This is a genomic window from Pseudomonas sp. PDM19 (assembly GCF_014852215.1).
Taxonomy (GTDB): domain Bacteria; phylum Pseudomonadota; class Gammaproteobacteria; order Pseudomonadales; family Pseudomonadaceae; genus Pseudomonas.
In genome coordinates this window covers 473983-500927 of the sequence record NZ_JACVBG010000004.1, presented here as the reverse complement: position 1 = coordinate 500927, position 26945 = coordinate 473983, and the positions used below count along the sequence as shown (strand labels likewise).

At 66.7% G+C, this 26945-nt stretch carries 23 protein-coding genes and 1 riboswitch; of the genes, 6 read left to right on the top strand and 17 right to left on the bottom strand.

Going from position 1 to position 26945, the window contains the following annotated elements; all coding sequences use genetic code 11:
* Position 1 precedes the first annotated feature (1 nt).
* The 11 genes from IB273_RS24490 to IB273_RS24440 form a co-directional block, all read right to left on the bottom strand.
* Positions 2-1240, bottom strand: coding sequence for a calcineurin (locus tag IB273_RS24490; protein WP_192225220.1), 1239 nt, complete (start codon positions 1238-1240; stop codon positions 2-4).
* Positions 1240-2796, bottom strand: coding sequence for a glycosyltransferase family 39 protein (locus IB273_RS24485; RefSeq protein WP_192225399.1), 1557 nt, complete (start codon positions 2794-2796; stop codon positions 1240-1242). Before IB273_RS24485 ends, IB273_RS24490 begins: the two co-directional genes overlap by 1 nt.
* 245 nt (positions 2797-3041) lie before the next feature.
* Entirely contained in the window at positions 3042-3764 is a 723-nt protein-coding gene (locus IB273_RS24480; RefSeq protein ID WP_081515787.1) for a membrane integrity-associated transporter subunit PqiC, read from the bottom strand.
* A 151-nt stretch (positions 3765-3915) separates the two neighbouring features.
* Entirely contained in the window at positions 3916-6180 is a 2265-nt protein-coding gene (gene parC, locus IB273_RS24475; protein ID WP_081515511.1) for a DNA topoisomerase IV subunit A, read from the bottom strand.
* Between the two features lie 7 nt (positions 6181-6187).
* Positions 6188-6712 (bottom strand): TIGR02281 family clan AA aspartic protease, encoded by a 525-nt coding sequence (locus IB273_RS24470; RefSeq protein WP_081515510.1) that lies wholly within the window; start codon positions 6710-6712, stop codon positions 6188-6190.
* Entirely contained in the window at positions 6709-7761 is a 1053-nt protein-coding gene (locus IB273_RS24465; protein WP_192225219.1) for an esterase-like activity of phytase family protein, read from the bottom strand. The genes IB273_RS24470 and IB273_RS24465 overlap by 4 nt, the downstream gene beginning before the upstream one ends.
* Positions 7761-9656, bottom strand: a complete 1896-nt coding sequence (parE, locus tag IB273_RS24460; protein WP_081515508.1) for a DNA topoisomerase IV subunit B — start codon at positions 9654-9656, stop codon at positions 7761-7763. Before parE ends, IB273_RS24465 begins: the two co-directional genes overlap by 1 nt.
* A gap of 11 nt (positions 9657-9667) precedes the next feature.
* Entirely contained in the window at positions 9668-10297 is a 630-nt protein-coding gene (locus tag IB273_RS24455) for a YqiA/YcfP family alpha/beta fold hydrolase (protein WP_192225218.1), read from the bottom strand.
* A gap of 75 nt (positions 10298-10372) precedes the next feature.
* Positions 10373-11182, bottom strand: a complete 810-nt coding sequence (cpdA, locus tag IB273_RS24450) for a 3',5'-cyclic-AMP phosphodiesterase (RefSeq protein WP_151188506.1) — start codon at positions 11180-11182, stop codon at positions 10373-10375.
* Between the two features lie 169 nt (positions 11183-11351).
* On the bottom strand, positions 11352-11810 hold the full coding sequence (locus IB273_RS24445) for a DUF1249 domain-containing protein (protein ID WP_045216166.1): 459 nt from the start codon (positions 11808-11810) through the stop codon (positions 11352-11354).
* The gene (locus IB273_RS24440; RefSeq protein ID WP_017520423.1) at positions 11801-12418 is read right to left on the bottom strand and encodes an NUDIX domain-containing protein; all 618 of its coding nucleotides are present in this window, start codon (positions 12416-12418) and stop codon (positions 11801-11803) included. The genes IB273_RS24445 and IB273_RS24440 overlap by 10 nt, the downstream gene beginning before the upstream one ends.
* Positions 12419-12646: 228 nt before the next feature.
* On the opposite strand from IB273_RS24440, the gene IB273_RS24435 reads away from it, so the two are divergent.
* Complete coding sequence (locus IB273_RS24435; protein ID WP_151188507.1) at positions 12647-13399, top strand: RsiV family protein; 753 nt, start codon at positions 12647-12649, stop codon at positions 13397-13399.
* Between the two features lie 155 nt (positions 13400-13554).
* On the opposite strand, the gene cytX is transcribed toward IB273_RS24435, so the two are convergent.
* Both cytX and thiC read right to left on the bottom strand, forming a co-directional pair.
* Entirely contained in the window at positions 13555-14841 is a 1287-nt protein-coding gene (cytX, locus tag IB273_RS24430) for a putative hydroxymethylpyrimidine transporter CytX (protein ID WP_192225217.1), read from the bottom strand.
* Between the two features lie 88 nt (positions 14842-14929).
* Entirely contained in the window at positions 14930-16810 is a 1881-nt protein-coding gene (gene thiC, locus IB273_RS24425) for a phosphomethylpyrimidine synthase ThiC (protein WP_081515502.1), read from the bottom strand.
* Positions 16811-16923: 113 nt separating this feature from the next.
* A riboswitch (TPP riboswitch) is annotated at positions 16924-17031 on the bottom strand.
* Positions 17032-17203: 172 nt separating this feature from the next.
* On the opposite strand from thiC, the gene IB273_RS24420 reads away from it, so the two are divergent.
* Positions 17204-18658 carry a TolC family outer membrane protein gene (locus tag IB273_RS24420; RefSeq protein WP_192225216.1) on the top strand — a complete coding sequence of 485 codons (1455 nt, stop codon included), beginning with the start codon at positions 17204-17206 and terminating at the stop codon, positions 18656-18658.
* 97 nt (positions 18659-18755) lie between these two features.
* Here the strand turns inward: IB273_RS24420 and IB273_RS24415 are convergent, their stop codons facing one another.
* The gene (locus IB273_RS24415; protein ID WP_081515500.1) at positions 18756-19550 is read right to left on the bottom strand and encodes a class II aldolase/adducin family protein; all 795 of its coding nucleotides are present in this window, start codon (positions 19548-19550) and stop codon (positions 18756-18758) included.
* 65 nt (positions 19551-19615) lie between these two features.
* A complete protein-coding gene (locus tag IB273_RS24410) occupies positions 19616-20689 on the bottom strand; it encodes an ABC transporter substrate-binding protein (RefSeq protein ID WP_151188510.1) in 1074 nt (357 codons plus the stop codon).
* A gap of 349 nt (positions 20690-21038) precedes the next feature.
* Here IB273_RS24410 and IB273_RS24405 point away from each other — a divergent pair, with 349 nt between their 5' ends.
* From IB273_RS24405 to IB273_RS24390, 4 genes are all read left to right on the top strand, one after another.
* The gene (locus IB273_RS24405; protein WP_081515498.1) at positions 21039-21389 is read left to right on the top strand and encodes a cupin domain-containing protein; all 351 of its coding nucleotides are present in this window, start codon (positions 21039-21041) and stop codon (positions 21387-21389) included.
* Between the two features lie 83 nt (positions 21390-21472).
* A complete protein-coding gene (locus IB273_RS24400) occupies positions 21473-23422 on the top strand; it encodes an FAD-dependent oxidoreductase (protein ID WP_192225215.1) in 1950 nt (649 codons plus the stop codon).
* 67 nt (positions 23423-23489) lie between these two features.
* Complete coding sequence (locus IB273_RS24395) at positions 23490-23942, top strand: DUF6896 domain-containing protein (protein WP_225610269.1); 453 nt, start codon at positions 23490-23492, stop codon at positions 23940-23942.
* A 54-nt stretch (positions 23943-23996) separates the two neighbouring features.
* The gene (locus tag IB273_RS24390; protein ID WP_192225214.1) at positions 23997-24590 is read left to right on the top strand and encodes a helix-turn-helix domain-containing protein; all 594 of its coding nucleotides are present in this window, start codon (positions 23997-23999) and stop codon (positions 24588-24590) included.
* Here IB273_RS24390 and waaA read toward each other — a convergent pair.
* Complete coding sequence (waaA, locus tag IB273_RS24385; protein WP_192225398.1) at positions 24571-25851, bottom strand: lipid IV(A) 3-deoxy-D-manno-octulosonic acid transferase; 1281 nt, start codon at positions 25849-25851, stop codon at positions 24571-24573. The two genes, IB273_RS24390 and waaA, sit on opposite strands and share 20 nt — an antisense overlap.
* A 150-nt stretch (positions 25852-26001) precedes the next feature.
* Positions 26002-26886, bottom strand: a complete 885-nt coding sequence (locus IB273_RS24380) for a LysR family transcriptional regulator (RefSeq protein ID WP_081515494.1) — start codon at positions 26884-26886, stop codon at positions 26002-26004.
* Between the last annotated feature and the right edge of the window lie 59 nt (positions 26887-26945).

The window sequence follows — 26945 nt, the reverse complement described above, 5'->3', positions numbered from 1 at the left end:
CTCAGCGCTTGCCCAGCTGCACCTGAAGCTGCTCCAGTAACGGCGCCTGCGTGCTCGGCAAAGGCAGCTGCGCGGTGTAGCCCTGGAAGCTGCTGAACCGCGCCTGGTAATCCAGCTCGATGTGGAAGCGGTTGTCCCAACCGGGAGAGTCCTCCGGCATCAGTTGATCGCAATCCTGCAGGGCCTGCGGTGTCGCGCAGGGCTTGTAGGCCTGCGGGTAGACCTGACGCTTCCACAGCACCCAGGGCGACAGCGACAAACCGGCGAGGCTGTTGCGCCGCAGGTCCAGCTCCAGCAGCTGCAGCAGGCCGTTACCGCCCAGGTACTGGTGCTGGTAGTCGACCATCACCATGTCCACGCTGTGCCCCAGGTCGTTGAGCATCCGCGTGTGCGCTGCGCCGTCGGCATGGGCGTTCAGGGTGAGGAAGACCTGATCGTTACGGCGAATCAGCCGGTCCCACAGCAGTGCGCCGCTGGCGTTGTCTTCGCGGGACAGCTCCGCCACGCCTCCGGCGCTGCGCCGCAGGATGCTGTGCGAGGCGAGAATCACCGGCACATGGGGATGCTCGTCGATGACCTTCTGCGCCCACGTCAGGGTGGCCTCGGAGGGGCTCCAGTCCAGCGCCAGCAGCAGGAACGACTGGCCGTAGCGCTGGAACAGGTGCACCTGGCTCAGGCCCTTGGGGTCGCTGCCGACGTAGGTACTCTGCCAGGCGGCGCGCTCGGGGCCGAAGTGATCCGCGAAGCGGTCGAGAAAGGAGCGACGGTCATCCGTGCTGGCCTCTTCGTGTACGTCACGTTCGCCCGTGGCGATGCTATAGGGCACGCCGCGCTCCTCCAGCGTGCGCATGGCGCCGCTGGCGGTCTGCCATTGGGTGGCGACACCGGCGTTTTCCACCACGTCGCCCAGGTGCACCACCAGCGGGACCTGCAGTACCTCGGCGTACTTGGCCAGCCAGAAAGTCTGCGCGAAGAACGCCAGCGCCGGCTGGTACGGCAGGTCGGGGAAGCGCTGTTCGCTGCGGAACAGGTGACGCTTGCGGTGATTGTTCTCCGCGTAGAACTGGGTATCGGGCAACAAGGGCAGCACGAAGCTGCCGCCGCCGGAGGCGATCTCCAGCGCTGGCAAGGGGTGCTGGCGGAAGAACGCCTGGTCCCGCTCGACCACATCCTGGGTATCGGAATCGCCGCAGCCGCCCAGCAACAGGCAGCCGGCAAGCAAAGGTGTCAGTGCTTTCATCACGGCTTGGAGCCCACTCCGGGAAGGCGCAGCAGGCGGAAGGTTTCCTTGTCGAAACTGCCTTCGAACAACAGCTGGGAGGCCGCCGGCAGGGTGGCGGCTACGCGCTCGGCATCGCGCGCCTGGATTATCAGGTAGAACGGGCCGCCCTGTGCCGCCAACTGCTCAGGGCGGTCGAGGAACAGCGGCTTCAGGTCGCGGTCGAGATTGACCATCAGCTTGATCGCCTGCGCGTCCGGCGCCATGCCATAGAGCGCCAGGGGTGCGGGCTGTGCGTCGAGCTGGCGCAGCACCTCGCGGGAAAACGCCTGGCTGTCGTACAGACGGTGCTCCATCGGTTCGAAGACCAGGATGTAGCCGGCCCAAAGCGCGAGCGCGGCACCCAGTGCCAGTGCTGGCGGACGTCGCCAGCGCAGTGCGCCGAATGCCAGCAGCGCGGCGAGCACCACGATGCACGCCGGTACGCGCCATCCCAGCGCGACAAGTTCCTGTGGATAACGCTTCCAGGCCAGCCACAACCCCGCCAGCAACAGGACCGGCAAGGCCAGCCACAGCACTCGCAGCAAGCCGCGCAGCACCTGCGCCAGGCGGCTGCCGGCGACCATGAACGGGTAGCCGGCAATAATGGCGGCCAGCGGCGCCAGCGCGATGATGTAGCGGGCCTTCTTGGCCTGCGGCACCGACAGCCCGACCATGACCACCAGCGCCGCCAGGGCGCAGCCCGCCACCAGGCGGAACGCCGGCTCGTGGCGACGCTGCCAGAGCAGCGCCAGCGCCGGCAGCGCCAACGGGAAGGCCAGTGCGTAGTTGCCCAGGGAACTGCGGAAGTAATACAGCGCATCGCTGGAGCCGGCGGAGCCGTCCAGACGACCGATCACCTGCATCTGCAGGACGTCCTGGACGAAGGCTTCGCCACCCGCCGAGCGCGCCAGGGCAACCAGCGCGAAGACGCAGAGGATCAGCAGCGCCAGCGCGCTCGCCGAGAAGGCGAATAGTGGCTTCCAGCGCCGGTCCAGCAGCAACTGGCTGCACACCATGCCCGCCGGCACCACCAGCCCCAATGGGCCGCGCAACGCGAAACCGGCCAGCAGCAACGGCAGCAGGCGCAGCAGCAGGCCCGGCAGGCCATGGCGCTCGGCATGGAAGGCAACGTAGAAAGCCAGCAGGCCGACGGCAGCCACCATCAGGTCAAGGGACACGGCCCGCGTTTCGCTGACGAAGGTGGCCGTCAGCAGCAGCATCGCCACGCTGACCAGCGCCCAGGAGCGCGAAAACGGAGCCACCAGGCGATACACAATGCCGGTACAGATCGCCCCAGCCAGTGCGGTGGGCAGCCACGCGGTGAATTCGGTGACCCGCCCCAGTGGCAGCGAGAGCAGGTAGGTCAGGAAGGTCGAGGTGGCCGGATAGTCCGGATAGGGCGCGCCGTAGGTGTTCGGGAACCAGCCCGGCCCGTGGCGCAGCATTTCGCGCGCGAACAGCACGAAGCGCGAGTCGAAGCCGACGAAGGCATCGCCCTGCACACCGAGCAGGAACAGCACCAGCGCCGCCAGCATCACGCAAAGCGTCTGACGACTCAGGGCGGATTCCGCCTGAACACCGGAAAGTTGAGGGAGTGACGACACGCGCGAGTCTCTCGCAGGTTCCGCGCGGAAAACGTCCGGGCGCCATTAACCTGCACAAGCGCCCGTAGATACCACAGGGGCCGTCAAGAAGATGTCAAAACCGGCCACGGCAGAAGCAAAACGGCCCGCAAAGCTATGCTCGGCGGGCCGTGAATGCTGCGATCACGAGGATCGACCTAGAAGCGGTAGACCTCGACATCGGTGCGGATCGGTACCACCAGCGGGATCTTCGGACCTTCTTCCTTGGGCTTGGCCGCCTGCTCGGTATTGGCCACTGCCGGCTTGCGCGGCGGCGCGGCCTGCTGCTCGGCAACCGCTGCGGCGACCGGACGCACGTCTCGGGCCAGTTGCACGGACAGCTTGCGCAGCAGGTCGCCCTGCGCGCGCACCTGGTCCTGCACGCTACCCGAGTGCGCCTCTTCCTCGCGGAAGACGCGGCTGTCGCGCAGTTCACCCTTCGGGTCGAGCAGACGCCAGCGCGCCTCCAGCACCGCCGGCTCCTTGGGGCCGGAGTCCAGGCGGCTGATGGTCAGCATGACCTGGACCTGCGGGGTGAAGCCGGGCTTCTCCGGGAACAGCGCCAGGCGGGTGCTGTCCAGCTCGCCCGAGAGCAGGCGCATCAGCTGCTGGCTGACGTTGGTCTCGAGACTGCCGGCCCAGCGGGCTTCGGTAGACAGGTTGAGGATACCGTCGGCCTGACGCTGGACCATGGTCTCGCGCTTCAGGTAATCGGCCAGGGACACCGGACCGAGGAGCACGGCGACACCGTTGTCCCGCTCCGGAACCGGAACGGCACCCGCATCCAGCTGGTACAGCTGGGTCGGTCGATTCACCGTACAACCCGCCAGCCCGAGGAGGCTGACGAGGGAAAGATAGGCCAAGGCGCGCAAAGCGCTCATCTGGATCACCGTCATTCGCCGAATATCGGCGCTACTTCCAACAAAACCAATATTACTTCAGGCAACGCGCCGCGGCGCCGGTTACCCAAAGGGACGTATCATCCCTTAACCGGCGCCTCAGCTCCAGAGGCAGAATGTATCGAGCCGCGTTTCAATCCTGAGACAGCGATTCTACCAGCAAGGCGTCCACTCGCTGGAAACCGCGCGGCAGTTTGTTGCCCCGACGGCCCCTTTCGCCCTTGTAGTGCTCCAGGTCGTCACCCTTGAGCGAGAGCGTCCGCTTGCCGGCCTGCAGCACCAGAGTCGCGCCCGTCGGAAGAACGGCGAGGTCGGTAAGGTACTCCTCGCGGCTGGCCACGCGGTCGCCCGGCACGCTGATGATCTTGTTGCCCTTGCCCTTGGCCAGCTGCGGCAGGTCGGAGACCTTGAACAGCAACAGGCGGCCTTCAGTGGTGACCGCGGCGATCCAGTCCTGTTCCAGGTCATTTACCGGGCGCGGCGCCATGACCTGCGCGCCGTTGGGCAGGCTGAGCAGCGCCTTGCCGGCCTTGTTCTTGGCCTGCATGTCCTCGCCCTTGGCGACGAAGCCGTAGCCAGCATCCGACGCCAGCACGTACAGCGCGCTGTCCTCTGGCAGCAGCACACGGTCGAAGCTGGCACCCGGCGGCGGCGTCAGGCGACCGGTGAGCGGCTCACCCTGGCCACGGGCGGACGGCAGGCTGTGGGCCGCCAGCGAGTAGCTGCGTCCCGTGGAGTCGATGAACACCGCGTACTGGTTCGAGCGGCCCGGCGCGGCCACCTTGAAGCCGTCGCCGGCCTTGTAGGACAGGCCGGTGGCGTCGATGTCGTGGCCCTTGGCGCAACGCACCCAGCCTTTCTCGGACAGCACCACGGTCACCGGCTCGGTCGGCATCAGCTCGGTTTCCGACAGGGCGCGGGCTTCGGCGCGGGCGACAATGGGCGAACGGCGGTTGTCACCGTAGGTCTCGGCGTCGGCCAGCAGTTCGTCGCGCACCAGTTTGCGCAGCTTGGCGTTGGAACCCAGGATCGCCAGCAGCTTGGCGCGCTCCTTGGCCAGCTCGTCCTGCTCGCCGCGGATCTTCATCTCTTCCAGGCGCGCCAGCTGACGCAGGCGAGTGTCGAGGATGTAGTCGGCCTGCAGCTCGGAGAGCTCGAAGCGCTGCATCAGGACCGGCTTGGGCTGGTCCTCGGTACGGATGATGTGGATGACTTCGTCGAGGTTGAGGAAGGCGACCAGCAAGCCTTCCAACAGGTGCAGGCGCTTCTCGACCTTGTCCAGGCGGAACTGCAGGCGGCGGCGCACGGTGTCGGTGCGGTAGGTCAGCCACTCGCTCAGCACCTGGCGCAGGTCCTTGACCTGGGGTTTGCCGTCCAGGCCGATGACGTTCATGTTCACCCGGTACGAGCTTTCCAGGTCGGTGGTGGCGAACAGGTGGGTCATCAGCTCTTCGGCGTCCACGCGATTGGAGCGCGGGATGATGACGATGCGGGTCGGGTTCTCGTGGTCCGACTCGTCGCGCAGGTCGGCCACCATCGGCAGCTTCTTGGCCTGCATCTGCCCTGCGATCTGCTCCAGCACCTTGGCCCCGGAGACCTGGTGCGGCAGCGCGGTAACGACAATATCGCCGTCCTCGACGCGGTATACGGCGCGCATGCGCACCGAGCCACGGCCGGTTTCGTAGATCTTCTGCAGGTCGGCGCGCGGGGTGATGATTTCCGCTTCGGTGGGGAAATCCGGGCCCTGCACGTGTTCCATCAGGTCGACGATGGTCGCTTGCGGCTCATCCAGCAGGCGGATGCAGGCAGCGGCCACTTCGCGCAGGTTGTGCGGCGGAATGTCGGTGGCCATGCCCACGGCGATGCCGGTGGTGCCGTTGAGCAGCAGGTTCGGCAGGCGCGCCGGCAGCACAGCCGGCTCGTCCAGGGTGCCGTCGAAGTTCGGCACCCAGTCCGCGGTGCCCTGGCCCAGCTCGGACAGCAGGGTCTCGGCGTAGCGCGACAGGCGGGCCTCGGTGTAACGCATGGCGGCGAAGGACTTGGGATCGTCCGGCGCACCCCAGTTGCCCTGACCGTCCACCAGCGGGTAGCGGTAGGAGAACGGCTGCGCCATCAGCACCATGGCTTCGTAGCACGCCGAGTCGCCGTGGGGGTGGTATTTACCCAGCACGTCACCGACGGTACGCGCCGACTTCTTGTGCTTGGAGTCGGCGTCCAGGCCCAGTTCGCTCATGGCGTAGACGATACGCCGCTGTACGGGCTTGAGACCGTCGCCGATGTGCGGCAGGGCGCGGTCCATGATCACGTACATGGAGTAGTTCAGGTAAGCCTGTTCGGTGAAGTCGGCCAGTGACCGGCGCTCCACGCCCTCCAGACTCAGATCGAGGGTTTCGCTCATGCGTGCCTCACGGTGTAGATCGCTGGCGCAGCACCAGGGTGCCGTCCTGCTGGGTGAAATCCAGTTGTCTGAGTGCGCTCATGCCGAGCAGCACCTCGTCGCCTTCCATGCCCGGCGCGATCAGCGCCGGCACATCGGTCAGGCGGATGTCGCCAAGCTGCAGGCTGGGCAGGCGCGTGCGCCAGCCCTGACTGCGGCCGTTGGCGGTGTCCAGGGTCACTGGCAGGCCGCGCGGCAGGCCGAGGCGATCGGCCAGGCGCTGCGGCAGGGCCACCTGGGTGGCGCCGGTGTCGAGCATGAAGGTCACCGTCTCGCTGCCGATCCTGCCGTCCACCACATAGTGGCCGGCGCGATTGCCGATCAGACGCACTTCCACGTAGCCGTCGCCGCGGGTCGACTGCGGTTGCGGGTTGGGGTTGTGCTGACGGGTTTCCCAGGCACCGAAATAGCGGGTGGCCAGCAGGATGCCCGCGCCCCAGGCGAGGAACATCATGATCTTGCCGATCCGCTTGCCCGGCGCCGCGTCGTTCATTTGCCACCGAGCCAGCCGCCGGCCGGCGCCGCGAAGCGCAGCACGTAGGGGCGTCCGTCACCGTCGGCGCGGGCGTGCTCGCCGTTGTCCAGGCCGATCCAGGCACCCTGGTCGTCGAGGATCAGCGCTTCGGCCACGCCGTAAGGCAGGTCGTAGCGCCGTTCCGGGGCCAGCGCACCGGCGGCGAAGGACCAGCAAAGCTCCTGCGCGCCGGTCTTGGCATCGCGGCGGCAGATCTGGTGCGCCAGGCGTTCCAGGGTGAACAGCCTGTCCTTGTACAGCGCGAGATCGGAGAAATCGATCGGCAGCGCGCGCTCGGCGCCCAGCTCCAGCGGCGGCAGCGCGGTGCCGCCTTCGCTGAGCATCACGCAGTTGCCATCGCACTTCCAGGTGCCGTTCTCGTTATGCACCTTGAGCAGGCCGCGACGCTGACGCTCGGCGGCCAGCCACAGCTGCTTGCCGTCGGCGCTGATGGCGATGCCTTCGTAGAGCGCATTGAATTCCATCAGCAGGCCACTGGCGCGAGCCTGGCGCAGCAGGTTCTGCGGCAACGGCAGCCAGCTCGGCTCGCCAACGGCGGGCAGCAGCAGGACGGCGGCATAGCCCTCGCTGACCACATAGCGGTTGCCCGCCTGGTCGCAGCTGATGCCTTCGAAGTCCATGGCGCCGCCGCGCAACAGGCCGCCGATGCTGACCCGCGCGCGGGTGCCCCAGGACAGGCCGCTTTCCGGCGTGCCCGGCACCACGAAGGGTTCGGCGGTGGCCTGCCAGGCCTTGCCCGGCGTTTCGTCGATCAACAGGCGATAGAGGCGGTCGTCATCGCGGTCGGAGACCGTCCACATCTCGTTGCCGCACAGCGCGAGCCCGGAGAGGTTGCCGCTGGGCATGCCTTCCACCGGATGTTCCGCGACGAACTGCAGCGACGCCGGCGCCATGGGCGTGGCGAGCGGCGCGGCAGCCTTGGCAGCCTGTTCGGGTGCCTGGGCGGCCACGGCGGGGCCGGCGCAAAGGCCCGCGATCAGACAGGAGCAGGCCAACAACCAGCGCATCAGGCGATGTCCGCCAAGTTGCCCTTGGTTTCCAGCCAGGACTTGCGGTCGCCGGCGCGTTTCTTGGCCAGCAGCATGTCCATCATTTCCACGGTGCCCTCGGTGTCTTCCAGGGTCAGCTGGACCAGGCGACGGGTGTTCGGGTCCATGGTGGTTTCACGCAGCTGCGGCGGGTTCATCTCGCCCAGGCCCTTGAATCGGGTGACCTGCGGCTTGCCACGGCGCTTCTCGGCGGCCAGGCGGTCGAGGATGCCATCGCGCTCGGCTTCGTCCAGGGCGTAGAAGACTTCCTTGCCCAGGTCGATACGGAACAGCGGCGGCATGGCGACGTAGACGTGGCCGGCTTCCACCAGCGGGCGGAAGTGACGGACGAACAGCGCGCACAGCAGGGTCGCGATGTGCAGGCCGTCGGAGTCGGCGTCGGCGAGGATGCAGATCTTGCCGTAGCGCAGCTGGCTCAGGTCGGCCGCACCCGGATCGACGCCGATGGCCACGGCGATGTCGTGGACTTCCTGGCTGGCGAGCACTTCGCCGCCGTCCACTTCCCAGGTGTTCAGGATCTTCCCGCGCAGCGGCATGATCGCCTGGAATTCCTTGTCCCGCGCCTGCTTGGCCGAACCGCCGGCGGAGTCACCCTCCACCAGGAACAGCTCGGAACGCATCGGGTCCTGCCCCGCGCAATCCGCCAGCTTGCCGGGCAGCGCCGGGCCCTGGGTGATCTTCTTGCGCTCGACCTTCTTGCCCGCCTTGAGGCGACGGCCAGCGTTGCTGATGGCCAGTTCGGCCAGCTGCAGGCCCAGCTCGGGGTGGGCGTTGAGCCACAGGCTGAAGGCATCCTTGACCACTCCGGAGACGAACGCGGCGGCCTCGCGGGAGGACAGGCGCTCCTTGGTCTGGCCGGAGAACTGCGGCTCCTGCATCTTCATCGAGAGGACGAAGGCGATACGCTCCCAGACGTCTTCCGGGGCCAGCTTCACGCCGCGCGGCAGCAGGTTGCGGAATTCGCAGAACTCGCGCATCGCGTCCAGCAGGCCCTGGCGCAGGCCGTTGACGTGGGTGCCGCCCTGGGCAGTGGGGATCAGGTTGACGTAGCTTTCCTGCAGCGATTCGCCGCCCTCGGGCAGCCACAGCAGGGCCCAGTCCACCGCTTCCTTGTTGCCGGCCAGCGAGCCGCAGAACGGCTCGTCGGGCAGTCGCAGGTTCTCGGAAACCGAGTCGACCAGGTAGGAGCGCAGGCCGTCCTCGTAGTGCCACTCGATGCGCTCGCCGGTGGACTTGTCCTCGAAGCTGACCAGCAGCCCCGGGCACAGCACGGCCTTGGCCTTGAGCACATGCTTGAGGCGGCTGACGGAGAACTTGTGCGAGTCGAAGTACTTGGCGTCCGGCCAGAAATGCACGCTGGTGCCGGTGTTGCGCTTGCCGACGGTGCCGACGACCTCAAGGTCGCTGGACTTGAAGCCGTCGGCGAAGGTCATGCGGTATTCGTTGCCGTCACGCTTGACCCGCACCTCGACCAGGGTCGACAGCGCGTTCACCACCGAGATGCCCACGCCGTGCAGGCCGCCGGAGAACTGGTAGTTCTTGTTGGAGAACTTGCCGCCGGCGTGCAGCTTGGTGAGGATCAGCTCGACGCCGGGCACGCCCTCTTCAGGGTGGATATCCACCGGCATGCCGCGGCCGTCGTCGATCACTTCCAGCGAGTTGTCCTCGTGGAGGATCACCTGCACGCTCTTGGCGTGGCCGGCGAGGGCTTCGTCGACGCTGTTGTCGATGACTTCCTGGGCCAGATGGTTGGGCCGCGAGGTGTCGGTATACATGCCCGGGCGCTTGCGCACCGGGTCGAGGCCGGAGAGAACCTCGATGGCGTCTGCGTTATAGGCGTTCTGCTGGGCCATGGGGTTCCTGCTTAATCAGTTGAAGAGGTGATGGCTTCAAAGTCGGAGAAATCCACGTCGCGCCACTGGCTGGACGGCACACCGGCAAAGGCCAGGAGCGCCGGCAGATGGCTGACGAAGCGCTGGAAGCCGTGGTCGCCGCCTGACTCGATGCGCAACGCGCCGGCCCGGTAGTAGCGCTCGGCGGCGCGGTAGTCGAGGGTTTCGTCGGCGGTCTGCAGCCACACTTGGTAGCACGAGCCGTCGATGGGTGCGGGGACTTCAAGTTCCGCCAGCGCGGCAACGTGGTCCAGGGTCAGTTCCCAGGTCTCGCCGCTGTAATAGTTGGTCTGCGGGCCGAGCTGGCCGTCGAACAGCCGGTGCGGTGCCACCGCCGGGTTGATCAGCACGGCCTTCAGTCCATGGCGCTCGGCCAGGTACGTCGCGTAGTAACCGCCCAGGGAGCTGCCGATCAGCAGCGGCTGGCCCAGTTCGGCGATGGCGGCTTCCAGTTGCGCCAAAGCCTTGCGCGGATGGTGATGCAGCGCGGGCACGCGCAGTTGCTCGGCCAGGCCCAGGCGCTCCATGGCGGCCGTGAACTGGCGCGCCTTCTGCGAGCCGGGCGAACTGTTGAAGCCGTGGATATAGAGGAATGCGGTCATGGGCCGGGAGGCTACAAGCTGCAAGTGGCATGCCGCAAGTGGGTCAGCGTCGCAAGGCGTTCGAAGCGTGACCGATCAATAGCCCTTGATGCTGTAGTCGACTTCGAACTCGATGTCGGTCACTCGCGAAACGCCGGTCTGCACTTCGCCATCCGCCATCAGCCGCAACCAGCGGTAGCCCGGCGCCGGGCTGTCGACGCAGAAGTCCTCGCTGCCCGGAGTGAACTGCACACAGGTCGACGGCGAGGCCAGCAGGCGCACGTCGCCGCGCATGCGATCGATCTCCTGGTGCACATGCCCCCAGAGCAGGCAGCGCACGTTCGGATAGCGGTCGATGACGGCGAACAACCGTTCCGGGTTGTAGATGCCGATGCGGTCCATCCACTGGCTGCCGATGGACACCGGGTGGTGGTGGAAGCTGATCAGCAGGTGCTTGTCCGGCGCGGCCTGGATGGCGCACTCCAGCAGTTGTATCTGCTCGACGGTCATCTGCCCCGGCACCGCGCCGGGAATGGTGGAGTCCAGCAGGATCACCCGCCAGGCGCCCAGGTCGATCACCGGGTCGAGCAGGTCGGTGCCGGCGGCGGCTTCGCGCATCGGCTCCATTTCGTCGTGATTGCCGGGGAACCAGCGGGTCGCTGCGTCGATCGGCGCGGTGATGTCGCGGAAGCGCTGGTAGGACTCGACCGAGCCATCCTGGGAGAGATCACCCGTGGCCAGCACCAGGTCGATTACCGGTTGCTCCTCGCCCACCAGGCGAACCACCTGGGTCAGGCTGTCGGCGGTATCCATGCCCAGCAGCCGGCCATTCTCCTGCGCGAACAGGTGGCTGTCGGAAAGCTGGACGACCAGGACGGAATCGGAAGCAGTGGGCTGGGTGGGCAAAACGCCTTCTCCTGTGAGGCGGGCGTGCGGGAATTCGTGACGAAGTATGGTGACAGGCGCCCCCCTGAGCAAACCGGGAAAGCGTCACAGATCACAGTTAGGGACACGAGTCTGCGATGGGCGGGCAGGATATCACGCACAGCCATATCACATGGCCATCATCGTGATTTCAGCGTTGCAGCACCGGTTCCAGCTCGTGACCGCAGGACAGGCAGTGGCTCAGCCATTCGCCGAGGAACTGGTTGAGCTGGTTCTTCTCGTCCGGCTGGTGCATCGCCTGGTTCGGGTAGGGGTAGATCGCCAGCAGGCGGCGCGCCTGCTCGGCGCCGACCACTTCGGCCATGCGTGCATCGTGGTACACCCGCACTTCCAGCTTGGGCGCCGGCAGCCAGGGCAGGCCCAGCTCCTGGCGCACCTGCAGCACGGTGGTGTAGGGGCAGGCTTCGATCACGTCCAGCGCCAGCACGCCGAGCAGGCGCTCGCCTTCGCTGAGCGCCACGCGGCGCGAGACCTGGGCCTCGCGCATTTCCGGCAACAGGCGCATCAGGCGCAAGTAGTTCGCCTCGCAGGTCGCCTGCAGACCCGCCAGGTCGACACGATAGCGCTCGCGCAACAGATTCACACCCATAACCCCCTTACCTCGGCGCGATTGAGCGCCAGCCATTGCAGGGCGAGCATGCTCGCCGCGTTGTTGATGCGGCCGTCACGTACGGCCTGCAGTGCTTCCTCGAACGGCATGACATGGACGCGGATGTCCTCGCCCTCTTCCTCCAGCCCGTGGATGCCCGAGGCATTGCTGCTGTCGCAGCGGCCGACGAACAGGTGCACCAGTTCGTTGCTGCCACCGGGCGACGGCAGGTACTGGGCAATCGGCCAGAGCGCGCCGAGGGTCAGGCCAGCCTCTTCCACCGCTTCGCGGCGGGCGACTTCCTCGGGCTCCTCGTCCTTGTCGATCAGCCCTGCCACCAGTTCCATCAGCCAGGGATTGACCCCGGCGTCCATGGCGCCGACGCGGAACTGCTCGATCAGCACCACTTCATCGCGCTGCGGATCGTAGGGCAGCACACACACGGCATCGTGGCGCACGAACAACTCGCGCTTGAGCACCGGGCCCATACCGCCGGCGAACTGGCGATGCCGCAGGTGCAGGCGGTCGACCTTGTAGAAGCCCTTGAAGCACTGCTCGCGCTTCTGGATCTCGATGTCCTGGGGGCCTGGTTTGAACGTTTCCGACATCCCGTTCCTACTCCCGTTCCTACTGACAGTGCATTGAACTTCGCGCCATCCTATCGCGCCGCCGAAGGCGACGCAGCCTCTTTCGCGGGCGGCCGGACGGCCAGATTGGCTGTGACCGCCGCACGCAGCCGGGGTTCGCAAAGTGGTTCATAATCAACCGCCGAACCGGCGGCGCCGATGGCGGTCGAACCACTCCATTGCCGGCGAACGTCCACGACAAGGAATCCCATGCGACTTCTGAAACTAGCAGCCCTGTGCGGCATCAGCCTGTTATTGGGGGCATGCCAGGGTCTGTTCAAGCCCGCGCTCGACGAACCGCTGGCCGCGCAGCACACCGCCTTCGAACACCCCAAACCCGGTTGCCAGGGCGAGCAGTGCCCGCTGTTCAACCTCGATACCCTCAGCTTCGACGACGAGCCGGCGCTCAACGAGGCGATCAACACGCAACTGCTGCAACTGGCCCGCGAAGGCGACGGCGCGGCGCCCGCCAGCCTGGACGTCTACGAGAAGCGCTTCCTCGATTCGGCCCAGCCCGGCTGGAGTTCCTACCTTCAAGCGAAGATCCGCGAACAGCATGACGGTCTGGTGATCATCGAGCTGTCCAGCTATCGCTTCACCGGCGGCGAGTACGGCCAGCCCGGCCGCGCGTTCATCAATTATGATCGACGCATCCACAAGGTGCTCACCCTGCAGGACATTCTTCTGCCCGGCCAGGAGGACAACTTCTGGAAGGTGGCGCGCATGGCGCACCAGGCGTGGATCCTGCAGAACAAGCTGGACGAGCAGGACCCGAACTTCTCGAAGGACTGGCCGTTCCAGCCGACCGAGCACTTCGCCCTGACCTTCGGCGCGATGACGCTCAAGTACGACATCGACCGCATCGCCCCGCATTCGGTCGGGCACCCGGAGCTGAAGATTCCGTATCCGCGCCTGAATGGCATCGTGAAGACCTACTACTTCCCGGGGCGCGGGGCGCAGTAACTCTCGATCAGAGTAGCCTGAGAGCCATCGCGGATTCGCCCGCGATTCACCGGCTGCTCAGGAGCGTTCCAGGTCGCGGGCATGGCCCGCTCCTACAGTTGGCCGCGGAGCAATGGCTCGGCTTTTGTAGGAGCGGGCCATGCCCGCGAACAGCATCACGCCGAAGCCGGCACCCTGGCACCAACGCGCCCCAGCAGCAGCTGCAGCACACCGGCCACGACCAGCGCCGGCAGGGTCGCGCCCAGGTCCGGCTGGTAGTTCGCCAGCAGGTGATACACCACCACGCCACCGCCCCAGGCGACCAGCGAACCCCAGCGCAGGCCATGGGGGATCGCGGCCGGCGCGCGGCGGCGCAGGACGAAGTGGTCGATCAGCACTACGCCGAACAGCGGGGCGAACACCGAGCCGATCAGCAGCAGGAAGTTCTGGTATTGCGCAAGCGGTGCGAACCAGGCGATCAGGGTGCAGATCACGCCGATGGCCAGGGCCAGCAGCTCGACCTTGAGCGGCAGCAGGATGCCGCTGGAAACCGCCGCCGAGTGGATGTCGGCGAAGGCCTTCTCCGACTCGTCCAGCAGGATCAGCAGCAGCGGGATGCCCATGCCGGCGCCGGCCAGCGCCAGCAGCAGCGCATTGGCGTCGCTGCCCTGGGCGAATGCCAGGGTGTAGGCCACGCCCAGTCCCATCAGCCAGAAGCAGCCGATGAAGAAGCCCAGCGCAGCGCCGGTGAAGGTCTGCCCGGCGCGCTTGCCGAAGCGCGAGTAGTCGGCGATCAGCGGTAGCCACGACAGCGGCATGGCGATGGCGATGTCGAAACCCACGGCGAAGGACAGCGAGCCGTCGCCGGCCTTGGCCCAGAGTGCGGCCAGGTCGGCGCGCTGGAACAGGTCGAAGGTCAGCCAGACGCACGCCGCGAGCAGCAGCCAGATGCCCCAGCGGCGCAGCACCTTGCGTACGAAGGCGAGCGGGCCGGCAACCGCCAGCAGGGTCGCCAGCGCACCGAACACCAGCGTCCAGAGGGCCGGATTGGTCCACAGGCTGCCTTCGCCGAAGGCACGGGTCGCCAGCAGGCTGGCGGCGTCGCGCATGACGATGATCTCGAAGGCGCCCCAGCCGATCAGCTGCATCAGGTTCAGCAGCGCTGGCAGCGCGGCGCCGTGGCTGCCCAGGCTGAGCTTGAGCGACGCCATGGCGGACAGGCCGGTGTCGGTGCCGATCACCCCGGCGCTGGCCAGCAGCAGCACGCCGACCAGGGTGCCGAGCAGGATTGCACCGAGTGCGCCGGCCAGGCCCAGGCCCGGCGCCAGCAGGGCGCCGGTCTGCAGCACCATCAGGCCGATGCCCAGGGAGAACCAGAGGGAGAACAGGTCGCGCAGGCCGAGCACGCGCTGGGCGCTGCCCACGGCGGAGGTCGGTGAATAGTCGATGGCGGTAGTGGTCACGATGCGTGCAGGGCTCAGTGGTTGGAGTGGGTCTTGTTCTTGGGATGGAGCGAAAACGCCCGGCTCCGCGAAGAGCCGGGCGCGGGTGTCACACCTGTTTGTAGATCACCGAACCTTCGTCCTTGAAGCGCGCGGCCTGTTCCTGGAAGCCGGCCTCGATGGCTTTCTGCTCATCGGTGAGGCCGTTTTCCTTGGCGTAGTCGCGGACTTCCTGGGTGATCTTCATGGAGCAGAACTTCGGCCCGCACATGGAGCAGAAGTGCGCCACCTTGGCCGAGTCCTTGGGCAGGGTCTCGTCGTGGAAGGCGCGGGCAGTGTCCGGGTCCAGGCCGAGGTTGAACTGGTCCTCCCAGCGGAACTCGAAGCGCGCCTTGGACAGCGCGTTGTCGCGGATCTGCGCGCCCGGATGGCCCTTGGCAAGGTCGGCGGCGTGCGCGGCGATCTTGTAGGTGATGATGCCGGTCTTCACGTCATCCTTGTTCGGCAGGCCCAGGTGCTCCTTGGGCGTGACGTAGCAGAGCATGGCGCAGCCGAACCAGCCGATCATCGCCGCACCGATGCCCGAGGTGATGTGGTCGTAGCCCGGCGCGATGTCGGTGGTCAGCGGGCCTAGGGTGTAGAACGGCGCCTCGTCGCAGCACTCCAGCTGCTTGTCCATGTTCTCCTTGATCAGGTGCATCGGCACGTGGCCGGGGCCCTCGATCAGCACCTGGACGTCATGCTTCCAGGCGATCCGGGTCAGCTCGCCCAAGGTCTCCAGCTCGCCGAACTGCGCGGCGTCGTTGGCATCGGCCACCGAGCCCGGACGCAGGCCGTCGCCCAGCGAGAAGCTGACGTCGTAGGCCTTCATGATCTGGCAGATTTCCTCGAAGTGGGTGTAGAGGAAATTCTCCTGGTGATGGGCCAGGCACCACTTGGCCATGATCGAGCCGCCACGGGAGACGATGCCGGTGACGCGCTTGGCGGTCAGCGGCACGTAGCGCAGCAGCACGCCGGCGTGAATGGTGAAATAGTCCACGCCCTGCTCGGCCTGTTCGATCAGGGTGTCGCGGAAGATTTCCCAGGTCAGGTCCTCGGCGACGCCGTTGACCTTCTCCAGCGCCTGGTAGATCGGCACGGTGCCGATGGGTACCGGGCTGTTGCGCAGGATCCACTCGCGGGTCTCGTGGATGTGCTTGCCGGTGGACAGGTCCATCACCGTGTCGGCGCCCCAGCGGATACCCCAGGTGAGCTTCTCCACTTCTTCCTCGATGGAGGAACCCAGCGCGCTGTTGCCGATGTTGCCGTTGATCTTCACCAGGAAGTTGCGGCCGATGATCATCGGTTCCAGTTCGATGTGGTTGATGTTCGCCGGGATGATCGCGCGGCCGCGGGCCACTTCCTCGCGGACGAACTCGGGGGTGATTTCCTTGGGAATGCTCGCCCCGAAGCTCTGCCCCGGATGCTGGGCGTCCAGCAGGCCGGCGGCGCGGGCTTCCTGCAGCTTCATGTTCTCGCGGATGGCGATGTATTCCATCTCCGGCGTGATGATGCCCTGACGCGCGTAGTGCATCTGCGTGACGTTGCCGCCGGCCTTGGCGCGGCGCGGGGTGCGCACGTGGGCGAAGCGCAGGGCGTCGAGGCTGGCATCGGCCAGGCGCGACTGGCCGAACTCGGAGGTCAGGCCGGGAAGGATTTCAGTGTCGCCGCGCTCGTCGATCCAGCGCGAGCGCACATCCGGCAGGCCCTTGCGCAGGTCGATGCGTACGTCCGGGTCGGTGTAGGGACCGGAGGTGTCGTAGACCATCACCGGGGCGTTCTTCTCGCCACCGAAGGCGGTCGGAGTGTCGGCGAGGGAGATTTCCCGCACCGGGACGCGGATGTCCGGGCGCGAGCCGGTCAGGTAGACCTTCTTCGAATTCGGAAAGGGCTGGGTCGACTGGCGGTCCAGCTGTTCAAGGCGGGTGACGTTGTTTTTCTGGGTGCTCATCCTGGCTCTCCTGGGGTTGATTGCCGGGGGAGAACCTGGGACGAGAGGAGCTGCTAGCTGCAGCGAAGGGACGCATCCCGAAGAGGGCTGGGGCCGGGGCGGAATGCGCCGCGGGATGCGTACTTCTTGTTCCCTACGCGGGTGCTAACCCGATCAGGTTCAACGGGATCCGGAACTATCCGATCTCAGCCCCTCGCAATGGGGCACCCCGACAAGAACGCCCGCAGTCTAATCAAGTGCGCACGGATAAGCCAACGCCGCCCGGCCGAAAACGCGCGATTGCCTACACGCGGCTACACTCCTGCCTCGGAAGGCTCGTACGAACGTGCCTTGACCGCCACCGGCGGCGACCGTAGCCTTGCCCCACCTCGCATCACTTTCCAGGATGAACGAATGCTGCGCAGACTCTCTCTGGCTGTCGCTGTAGCCGCAACGACAGGCTTTGCCTGGGCTGCACAGCCCGCTCCGGCCGCTCCCTCGCTGCCCACCAAGACGGACCTGATCAACGTCTACAAGGATGCCGTCGACAACAACGCCGATCTCGCCGCCGCCCAGGCCGACTACCTGGCGCGCAAGGAAGCCGTGCCCCAGGCACGCTCCGGCCTGCTGCCACAGATCAATGCCGGCGCCAGCACGGGCAGCACCCGCACTTCGCTGGACACCCCCAGCGCTAAGCTGAACCGCAACACCCAGCTGGTCCAGGCGAGCCTGAGCCAGCCGCTGTTCCGCGCGGACCGCTGGTTCCAGCTCAAGGCCGCGGAAAACACCACCGAACAGGCCCAGCTGGAATTCTCCGCGACCCAGCAGCAACTGATCCTGCAGACCGCCCAGACCTACTTCGGCGTACTCCGCGCCCAGGACAACCTGGCCGCCAGCAAGGCCGAGGAAGCGGCGTTCAAGCGCCAGCTCGACCAGTCCAACGAACGCTTCGACGTCGGCCTCTCCGACAAGACCGACGTGCTCGAATCCCAAGCCAGCTACGACACCGCGCGGGCCAACCGCCTGGTGGCCGAGCAGCAGGTGGATGACGCGTTCCAGGCCCTGGTGACCCTGACCAACCGCGAGTACAGCTCCATCGAGGGCATCCTCCACTCGCTGCCGGTCGTCGCACCGATCCCCAACGACGCCAAGGCCTGGGTGGACACCTCGGTCCAGCAGAACCTGCGCCTGCAGGCCAGCAACTACGCGGTCGACGCCGCCGAAGAGACCCTGCGCCAGCGCAAGGCCGGCCACCTGCCGACCGTGGACGCCGTGGCCCAGTACCAGAAGGGCGACAACGATGCCCTGGGCTTCTCCAACTCCGGTTTGCCGGGTGAGCCGCACTACGGCAAGTATGTCGACCAGAGCAGCATCGGCCTGCAGCTCAACGTGCCGATCTACAGCGGCGGCCTGACCAGCTCCCAGGTCCGCGAGGCCTACCAGCGCCTGAACCAGAGCGAACAGCTGCGCGAAAGCCAGCGCCGCCAGGTCGTTCAGGACGCCCGCAACCAGCACCGCGCGGTGAACACCGACGTGGAGCAGGTGAAGGCGCGTCGCCAGGCGATCATCTCCAACCAGAGCTCGCTGGAAGCCACCGAGATCGGTTACCAGGTCGGTACCCGCAACATCGTCGACGTACTGGACGCCCAGCGTTCGCTGTACAACTCGGTGCGCGACTACAACAACACCCGCTACGACTACATCCTCGACAACCTGAGCCTCAAGCAGACCGCCGGCACCCTCGCGCCGAGCGACCTGGAGGCACTGGGCGCGTACCTGAAGCCGGACTACAACCCGGACAAGGACTTCCTGCCGCCGGACCTGGCCAAGGCTGCCGAGGCGCAGCTCAAGGCCGGCGCGAAGTACTGATCCGCCCCCATGAAAAAGCCCCGCATCGCGGGGCTTTTTCTTGCCGGACAATCGCCCTGGCATTGATCGCAGAAGCGGACTGAAACGACGGCGCCGGTCAGTCGCGATACCCCGGCGACACCCGGTCCAGCATGCGCAGCAATGCCGACCACGCCAGATCGTAGCCATCCGGGTCGCTCAACTCCCCTTCCGCCAGCGGCCGCGCCGGGGCGTTGAATTGCTGCTCGGTGTGACGGCACACCTCCTCCGGCGGGATCACCAGCTCACCGCCCGCCTGGGCCGCCAGCTGGATGTCGCAGGCTTTCTCCAGGTAGTACATGCGCAGGAACGCCTGCTGCACCGTCTGCCCTACGGTCAGCAGGCCGTGGTTGCGCAGCATCAGGCCGTAGTGGTCGCCCAGGTCGCGCACCAGGCGCTCCTGCTCGTCCATCGACAGGGCGATGCCCTCGTAGTCGTGGTAGCCGAGGCGTCCGTAGAACTCCAGGGATATCTGGTTCAGCGGCAGCAAACCGCAGGCCTGTGCCGCCACCGCGCAGCCGGCGCGGGTGTGGGTATGCAGCACGCACTGCGCGTCTTCGCGGGCGCCATGGATGGCGCTGTGGATCACGAAGCCGGCCGGGTTGACCTTGTACGGCGACGGCTCCACCGCATGGCCGGACAGGTCGATCTTCACCAGGCTGGAGGCGGTGATCTCGTCGAACATCAGGCCATAGGGGTTGATCAGGAAATGGTGTTCGGGACCGGGGATGCGCACCGAGATGTGGGTGAAGATCAGGTCGGTCATGCGGTAGTGCGCGATCAGGCGGTAGCAGGCCGCCAGCTCCTCACGCAGTGTCCATTCTTCGGGCGAACAGGTGGCGCGGCTCGGGGCCGGCGCCTGCAGCGACGTCATGGTGCTCTCCTCCTCAAGGCAAAAGGCGCCGGGGCGATTGCCCCGGCGTCACGGTCACGATCTGGTCATTGCGCGGCCCAGGCGTTGAAGCGTTCTTCCAGCTCCTCGCCATGGTCAACCCAGAACTCGTCGTCCATCGCCAGGCCCACGGGCAGGTTCTGCTTCGAGGTCGGCACCCAGCCAGCGAGGTCGGCCGGCAGGCGTTCGGCGGCCTGCGTGTTGGTCGGACCATACGCAATGTGCTTCACGTAGTCGACTTGCGCATCGGCGCCGTTGGCGAAGGCGATGAAGCGCTTGGCCGCATCGACGTGCGTGGAGCCCTTGATGATCGCCCAGTAGTCCATGCCGTACAGGCTGCCCGGCCAGACCAGTTGCAGGTTGCGCCCGGCCTTGAAGGCATCGGCGATACGCCCTGTGTAGGTGGTGGTCATCACCACATCACCGGCGGCCAGCCACTGCGGCGGTTGCGCGCCAGCCTCCCACCACTGCACGTAGGGCTTGATCTGGTCGAGCTTGGCGAAGGCACGGTCGACGCCGGCCTTGGTGCCCAGTTCCTTGTAGACGTCCGCGGGCTTCACGCCGTCGGCCATCAGGGCGAACTCCAGGTTGTAGATAGCGCGCTTGCGCAGGCCACGCTTGCCGGGGAATTTCTTAACGTCCCAGAAATCCGCCCAGGACTGCGGCGCCGGCTTGAGCTTGTCGGCGTCGTAGGCGATGGCCACGCCCCAGACCAGCGCAGCGGAACCACAGTCCTTCGCGGCATTGGAAATCAGCTGGTCCTTGCCGCCGATCTGCTGCCAGTCCAGCGGCACGAACAGGCCTTCGTCGCAGCCCCGGGCCAGGTCCGGCCCTTCGATCTGCACCACATCCCAGTCGGCATGGCCGGTGTCGGCCATCACCTTGATGCGCGCCATCTCGCCGTTGTACTCGGTCTGGGTCACGCCGACCCCGGACTGCTTGCTGAAGGGCTGGAAGAAGGCTGCGTCCTGGGCCTTCTGCCCGGCGCCGCCGTAGCCCACTACCACCATGTTCTCGGCGGCCTGGGCGGCGCCGCAGCAGAGCCCGAGTGCAAGCAGCAGCGGCGAGACGGCGGTCTTGAGGAAGGAGCGCTTGTGGCAGGTGTTGCGGTGGAAAGTCATCGAGCATACCCCCAGTCGTAGGTGGCAATGGGCGCAGCCGGGATGGCCGCGCACACGCTGGACGGGCGCGCCGAAACAACGTTGCAGGAAAGGCAGGGCAGTGAGAAATCGATTGCCAGCGGGTGGGCCCGCCATGCGAGGGGGGACCGTACGGGACGGTTCATGCGCCTCTCCTCTTGTAGTTGTTGTGGAGCACGTCGCGGTGACCCCGGAGGCGTCCGGGGCGAGATTGAAACTACCCAGTCACTTCTAAAAAAACAAGTTGATTTTTTACTGGCGGTAAATTTCCATAGATACAACTTAAATAACACTTGCCTAGACAACATTGTCCGTTCGAGGAGAAGCCGCCGTGTCCCAGGTCCGTCACTTCCAGCAGTCCGCCCTGCAATTCCAACCCTACGGTGGGCAAGACATCGAACGCGCCGCCATCTGCCGGCTGATCGGCCCGGCGGACAGCGAAACCATGGGCGCGGGCCTGGCGCGTTTCGACGGCGTGTCCATCGAGTGGACGGTGCTCTACGACGAGCTGATCGTGGTGCTGGAAGGCAATTTCCGCCTGCGCCTGGCCGACCAGGTGATCGACGCCAAACCGGGCGACGTGATCTGGGTCCCCGAACGCACGCCGCTGGCCTACGAAGGCGAGAAAGCCTGCGTGTTCTACGCGCTCTATCCGGTTGACTGGCAGGCGCGCAACGCCTGAGCCCGCTCACCGGCCGCCCGACGCGGCCGGCGTTTCAACGCTGCCCCCCAAGCTGCACCACAACAAGAATCCGGAGTTGCCCGATGAGCCAGTTTCCCCACCTGTTCAGCCCGCTGCGCATCCGCGGCAAGGAGCTGAAGAACCGCATCATGTCCACCGGGCACGACACCTCGATGCCCACCGACAACCTGGTCAATGACCAGTTGGTGGCCTACCACACCGCCCGCGCCAAGGGCGGCGTCGGCCTGATCGTGCTGCAGGTCGCCGGCGTGCACGACAGCGCCCGCTACACCTCCCACGTGCTGATGGCCACCGATGACGAGTGCATCCCCGGCTACCGGCGCATCGCCGATGCCTGCCACGCCGAGGGCACCGTGGTGCTGTCGCAGGTGTTCCACCCTGGCCGCGAGATCATGGAATCCAGCGACGGCCTGCTGGCCGTGGCCTACGCGCCGTCCGCCTCGCCCAACGAACGCTTCCGGGTGATGCCCCGCGAGCTGAGCCAGGCGATGATCGACGAGATCGTCCAGGGCTACGCCGACGCCGCTCGCCGCCTGCATGCCGCCGGCATCGACGGCGTGGAAGTGGTCGCCAGCCACGGCTACCTGCCGGCGCAGTTCCTCAACCCACGGGTGAACCGCCGCAGCGACGGCTACAACGGCGACCTCGACGCACGCCTGCGCTTCACCCGCGAAGTGATCGCCGCCGTGCGCGCCGCCACCGACCCGGAGTTCATCATCGGCCTGCGCATCTCCGCCGACGAGCGCGACCCGGAAGGCCTCACCGAAGACGAATCGCTGCAGGGCGTGAAGGGCCTGCAGGACTCGCTGGACTACGTGCACATAGTCGCTGGCACCTCCGCCTCGCTGGGCGGTGCCATCCATATCGTTCCGCCGATGGCCGTCGAAGCGGCTTACCTGGCGAACGAAGCCGGCACCTTCAAGCGCAACCTGGAGATCCCGCTGTTCGTCACCGGGCGCATCAACCAGCCGCAGGAAGCCGAGCTGATCCTCGCCCGCGGCCAGGCCGACGTCTGCGGCATGACCCGCGCGCTGATCTGCGACCCGCAGATGCCGGGCAAGACCGAAAGCGGCCACGTCGAGGACGTGCGCGCCTGCATCGCCTGCAACCAGGCGTGCATCGGCCACTTCCACCGCGGCTACCCGATCTCCTGCATCCAGCACCCGGAAACCGGCCGCGAGCTGATCTACGCCGAACGCAAGATGGCCGCCCAGCGCAAGCGCGTGCTGGTGGTCGGCGGCGGGCCGGCCGGCATGAAGGCCGCCGCCGTCGCGGCACAGCGCGGCCATCAGGTCACCCTCTGCGAAGCCACCGGCCAGCTCGGCGGGCAGGTCAATCTCGCCCAGTTGCTGCCACGCCGTGCGGAGTTCGGCGGCGCCTCCACCAACCTGCAACGCGAGATGCAGCTGGCCGGCGTCGAAGTGCGCCGCAACACCCGCGTCGACCGTGCATTGGTCGAACAGGAACGCCCCGACGTGGTCATCGTCGCCACCGGCGCCACACCCTATCGCCCGCCCTACGAGGAAGCCGGCGAACTGCAGGTGGTGGACGCCTGGCAGGTACTGCGTGGCGAAGTGAAGCTGGGCCGCTCGGTGCTGGTCACCGACTGGCGCGCCGACTGGATCGCTCCCGGCATCGCCGAGCGCCTGGTGCGCGACGGCCACCAGGTCCACCTGGCGGTGAACGGCACCCACGCCGGCGAAAGCCTGCCGCTCTACGTGCGCGACCACATGGCCGGCGAGCTGCACCGCCTGGGCATCACCATCACCCCTTATGCGCGCCTGTACGGCGTCGACGACAGCACCGTGTACCTGCAACACACCGCCAGCGGCGAGCCGATGCTGGTGGAAAACATCGACACCCTGGTGCTCTGCCAGGGCCACCAGCCGGTGGACGAACTGGCCGACGCAATCGCCGACCTCACCGAGGTTCGCCGCATCGGCGACTGCCTGGCGCCACGCACGGCGGAGGAAGCGATCTACGAGGGGCTGAAAGCGGGGTGGGCGATCTGAGCCTGCTTGAGCCCTGGGGACGGATCAATCCGTCCCCAGGGCCAATCGACCAGGATTGCGTTCTAGAATGGCCGCTCCGCAGCCAATCGTTGAAGCCATGAACGCAGGTCTCGCCAAACTCGTCGCCGACTACCAGCGCGCCGTACGCCAGGCAGTGGCGCTACTCGAACAATCGGCCATCGCTCGCCCCGCCAGTAATCGCGAATGGGCATTTCTCGACATTCCCCACCGGGGAACACTCAAAGACGGTGTGCACTACTTCAAGCATGGCTACGGCTGCGCCGTGCACCTGCCTGATGGAACCGTGGACTTCGACTTTGGCGCCAAGGGTGAAATCGACGGGTTCGATTTCTGGCGTCTGGCCGGCTTCGCGGAAGCGAAGCTACCTGACTATGGTTTTGCCGACGAAGATGCCCTCAAGAAGTGCTTCAGCCAGGAAATCGAAGCTGGAACGCTGCGGTACTCCGGCTACATCCTCTACTACCTTGTGCGTTTTGAGCCGAACTGCGCGCAACGATGAATCGGCGCATTGTTTAGAATGCCCCACGACGCCAATCGCCAGGACCACCGCCGCATGAGCCGCAAAGCCCCGCAGGAAGCCCCCGCCAACGCCGAAGCGCAGTTCCTCGGCACCCGCATCCGCGGCCTGCGCAAGCGGCGCGGCATGACGCTGGCGGAGCTGGCCGAGCAGAGCGGGCTGACCGCCGGCTACATCAGCCAGCTGGAACGCAACCTGGCCTACCCATCGATCCCGGCGCTGTTCAACATCGCCCGCAGCCTGGGGGTGACCATCCAGTGGTTCTTCGCCAGCGAAGTGCAGGTCGACCCGGCCGACGCCGGCTACGTGGTACGGCGCAACGCCCGCACCAGCGTGCATTACGAAGACGGCATCGTCGACGAACTGCTCAGCCCGCAGCCCAGCCGCCAGCTGGAAATCCTCCACTCGAAGTTTCCGCCCGGCACCTACAGCCAGCAGAGCTACAGCCACGACGGCGAGGAAGCCGGCTACCTGCTCAGCGGCACCTTCGAGCTCTGGGTGGGCGAGCGGCATTTCGTGCTCAACGAAGGCGACAGCTTCAGCTATTCCAGCCAGGAGCCACACCGCTACGGCAACCCCGGCGATGTGGATGCCGTGGTGCTCTGGGTGATTACGCCGCCGACTTTCTGATCAGTCGCCCGAGGCCATCCAGCAACCGCCCCAGCGCCCCCTGGTTGGCCTTCATCACGCCCAATCCCGCTTCGGCCATGCGCTCAGCCGAAGTCGGCTCGTCCCACAGGGCCGCTACGGCGACGGCCAGCGAAGGCGCATCGACCACTTCGCGCAGCGCGCCGACTTCGCGCAGTTGCGCAGCGATTTCCAGGAAGTTGAACAGGTGCGGGCCGGACAGTACCGGCTTGCCCAGCGCCGCCGGCTCCAGCAGGTTATGTCCGCCATTGGGCACCAGGCTGCCGCCGACGAAGGCGACATCGGCCAGCGCATAGAGGAACAGCAGCTCGCCCATGGTGTCGCCCAGCAGCACCTGGGTGTCCGCCGTGACCTGCTCACCGATGGAGCGGCGCAGGGTGCGCAAGCCTTCGCGGCTGCACAGCTCGAACATCGGGTTGAAGCGTTCCGGGTGACGCGGCACCAGGATCAGCAATGCGTCCGGGTGTTTCTCCAGCAGCTGGCGGTGCGCAGCGAGGATGATTTCGTCTTCCCCGGCATGGGTGCTGGCGGCAATCCAGACCGGCCGCTGCTGCGCCTGCCACTGGCCGCGCAGGTCACTGGCGCGCGCCAGCAGCTCGGGATCGATGGTCAGGTCGAACTTGATCGAACCGGTCACGCTCACGCAGTCCGGGCGCGCACCAAGCTGGCGGAAGCGTTCGGCTTCGGTCTCGGTCTGCACGGCGATCCAGCTCATCTCTTCCAGCATCGGCCGGGTCAGCCCGGCGAAGCGCGCATAACCGCGCGCAGAGCGCTCAGACAGCCGCGCATTGGCCAGAGCCACCGGAATACCGCGCTTGGCGCACTGGTGGATATGGTTTGGCCACAGCTCGGTTTCCATGATCACGCCCAGCACCGGCTGCGCACGGTCGAGGAAGCGCGCCGCCGCCCAGGGCAAATCGTAGGGCAGGTAGCAGTGCTGCACCTGGTCGCCGAACAGCGCGCGGATGCGCTCGGAGCCGGTGGGCGTCATGCAGGTGACGGTGATCGGCAGGCCAGGGTGGCGCTGCATCAGCGCGCGGATCATCGGCGCAGCGGCGATGCTCTCGCCCACCGACACCGCATGCACCCAGATGCCGCCGGGCTTGAGCGCCGGCAGGCCGAGGGCGAAGCGCTCGCCGACGCGCTGGGCATAGGCCGGCGCCTTGCGCGAGCGCAGGAACAGGCGCAGCGCAACCAGCGGCAGGCCCAGGTGGAACAGCAGGGTATAGAGGGTCCGGTTCATGGCGGCGGAGAGTAGCAAATTCCCCTCATCCCCCGCCGCAGAATCCATCAGAGCCGCGCCAGTCGTGGGGCGCATAACGCGCCAGCGTTATCCGCCGAGCAAGAGCCGGCGGATAACCTGCTCCAGGTTATCCGCCCTACGAAAAGCTCTTCAGACCGGCGAAGCGAGGTGCTCGGCAAAGCACTCGCCCAACCACTGCGCCGCCGGCCCCAGCGGCTCGTCGCGGCGCCAGACCAGCTCCACCACCAGCGGTGGTGGCGTCCAGTCGCTGGCCAGTTCCACCAGCAGCGGCTGGTAAGCCGGGTACTGCGCCACGTGGGTCGGCAGCCAGGCCCAGCCGAGGTCGCGCATCAGCAGTTCGGCCATGGCGTAGAAGCTGTCGGCGCGCCAGACCAGCGGGCTGATCTGCTCGCCGCCGGGGTAGTGGCTGTCCTGCGGGGCCATCAGCAACTGGCGATGCCGCGCCAGCTCACGGCGGTCGGCGTAGTCCAGCCTGGCCAGCTCATGCCCGGCGCCGCACACGGTGACCATTTCGATGGTGCCCAGCCGCTGCCGCTCCAGTTGCTCGGGCATGCCCTCATGATGAAACAGCAGGCCGAGGTCGGCGCGGCGCTCCAGCAGCTTGCGCGCCACGTCGCCCTGGGCGCCGCTGGCCAGCTGCACCTCCAGGGTAGGGAATTCCTGCGCCAGCGCCTGCAGCCCGGAAAGCACCGGCTGGTAGGGCATCGCCTCGTCCTGCGCGAGGCGCAGCAACGGCTCGGTACCGCGCACCAGCGCCAGCGCCCGGCTCTCCAGGCGCTCGCACTGGCGCAGCACTTCGCGGGCTTCATCCAGCAGCGCCCTGCCCTCGCCGGTCAGCACCGGCTGGCGGCCGCTGCTGCGTTCGAACAGGGTGACACCCAGGTCGCTCTCCAGCAGCGCGATGGACGAACTCACCGCCGACTGTACGCGCTGCAGCTGCCGCGCCGCCGCCGAGAAGGACGACTGATCGGCGACGCTGACGAAGAGTCGCAACTGGTCCAGGTTCCACTGCATCGTCGCCACCTATCTCCAATCCAGATAGGTAATGACTTTATCCCATCATCCGGGGGACT

What these genes read in the sequence shown, in the direction of transcription:
- IB273_RS24490 (WP_192225220.1), bottom strand. Translation starts at nt 1,240, where the DNA reads ATGAAAGCACTGACACCTTTGCTTGCCGGCTGCCTGTTGCTGGGCGGC.
- IB273_RS24485 (WP_192225399.1), bottom strand. Translation starts at nt 2,796, where the DNA reads ATGCTGGCGGCGCTGGTGCTGTTCCTGCTCGGTGTGCAGGGCGATGCC.
- IB273_RS24480 (WP_081515787.1), bottom strand. Translation starts at nt 3,764, where the DNA reads ATGAGCGCTTTGCGCGCCTTGGCCTATCTTTCCCTCGTCAGCCTCCTC.
- parC (WP_081515511.1), bottom strand. Translation starts at nt 6,180, where the DNA reads ATGAGCGAAACCCTCGATCTGAGTCTGGAGGGCGTGGAGCGCCGGTCA.
- IB273_RS24470 (WP_081515510.1), bottom strand. Translation starts at nt 6,712, where the DNA reads ATGAACGACGCGGCGCCGGGCAAGCGGATCGGCAAGATCATGATGTTC.
- IB273_RS24465 (WP_192225219.1), bottom strand. Translation starts at nt 7,761, where the DNA reads ATGCGCTGGTTGTTGGCCTGCTCCTGTCTGATCGCGGGCCTTTGCGCC.
- parE (WP_081515508.1), bottom strand. Translation starts at nt 9,656, where the DNA reads ATGGCCCAGCAGAACGCCTATAACGCAGACGCCATCGAGGTTCTCTCC.
- IB273_RS24455 (WP_192225218.1), bottom strand. Translation starts at nt 10,297, where the DNA reads ATGACCGCATTCCTCTATATCCACGGCTTCAACAGTTCGCCCGGCTCG.
- IB273_RS24445 (WP_045216166.1), bottom strand. Translation starts at nt 11,810, where the DNA reads ATGGGTGTGAATCTGTTGCGCGAGCGCTATCGTGTCGACCTGGCGGGT.
- IB273_RS24440 (WP_017520423.1), bottom strand. Translation starts at nt 12,418, where the DNA reads ATGTCGGAAACGTTCAAACCAGGCCCCCAGGACATCGAGATCCAGAAG.
- IB273_RS24435 (WP_151188507.1), top strand. Translation starts at nt 12,647, where the DNA reads ATGCGACTTCTGAAACTAGCAGCCCTGTGCGGCATCAGCCTGTTATTG.
- thiC (WP_081515502.1), bottom strand. Translation starts at nt 16,810, where the DNA reads ATGAGCACCCAGAAAAACAACGTCACCCGCCTTGAACAGCTGGACCGC.
- IB273_RS24420 (WP_192225216.1), top strand. Translation starts at nt 17,204, where the DNA reads ATGCTGCGCAGACTCTCTCTGGCTGTCGCTGTAGCCGCAACGACAGGC.
- IB273_RS24415 (WP_081515500.1), bottom strand. Translation starts at nt 19,550, where the DNA reads ATGACGTCGCTGCAGGCGCCGGCCCCGAGCCGCGCCACCTGTTCGCCC.
- IB273_RS24410 (WP_151188510.1), bottom strand. Translation starts at nt 20,689, where the DNA reads ATGACTTTCCACCGCAACACCTGCCACAAGCGCTCCTTCCTCAAGACC.
- IB273_RS24400 (WP_192225215.1), top strand. Translation starts at nt 21,473, where the DNA reads ATGAGCCAGTTTCCCCACCTGTTCAGCCCGCTGCGCATCCGCGGCAAG.
- IB273_RS24395 (WP_225610269.1), top strand. Translation starts at nt 23,490, where the DNA reads ATGGCCGCTCCGCAGCCAATCGTTGAAGCCATGAACGCAGGTCTCGCC.
- IB273_RS24390 (WP_192225214.1), top strand. Translation starts at nt 23,997, where the DNA reads ATGAGCCGCAAAGCCCCGCAGGAAGCCCCCGCCAACGCCGAAGCGCAG.
- waaA (WP_192225398.1), bottom strand. Translation starts at nt 25,851, where the DNA reads ATGAACCGGACCCTCTATACCCTGCTGTTCCACCTGGGCCTGCCGCTG.
- IB273_RS24380 (WP_081515494.1), bottom strand. Translation starts at nt 26,886, where the DNA reads ATGCAGTGGAACCTGGACCAGTTGCGACTCTTCGTCAGCGTCGCCGAT.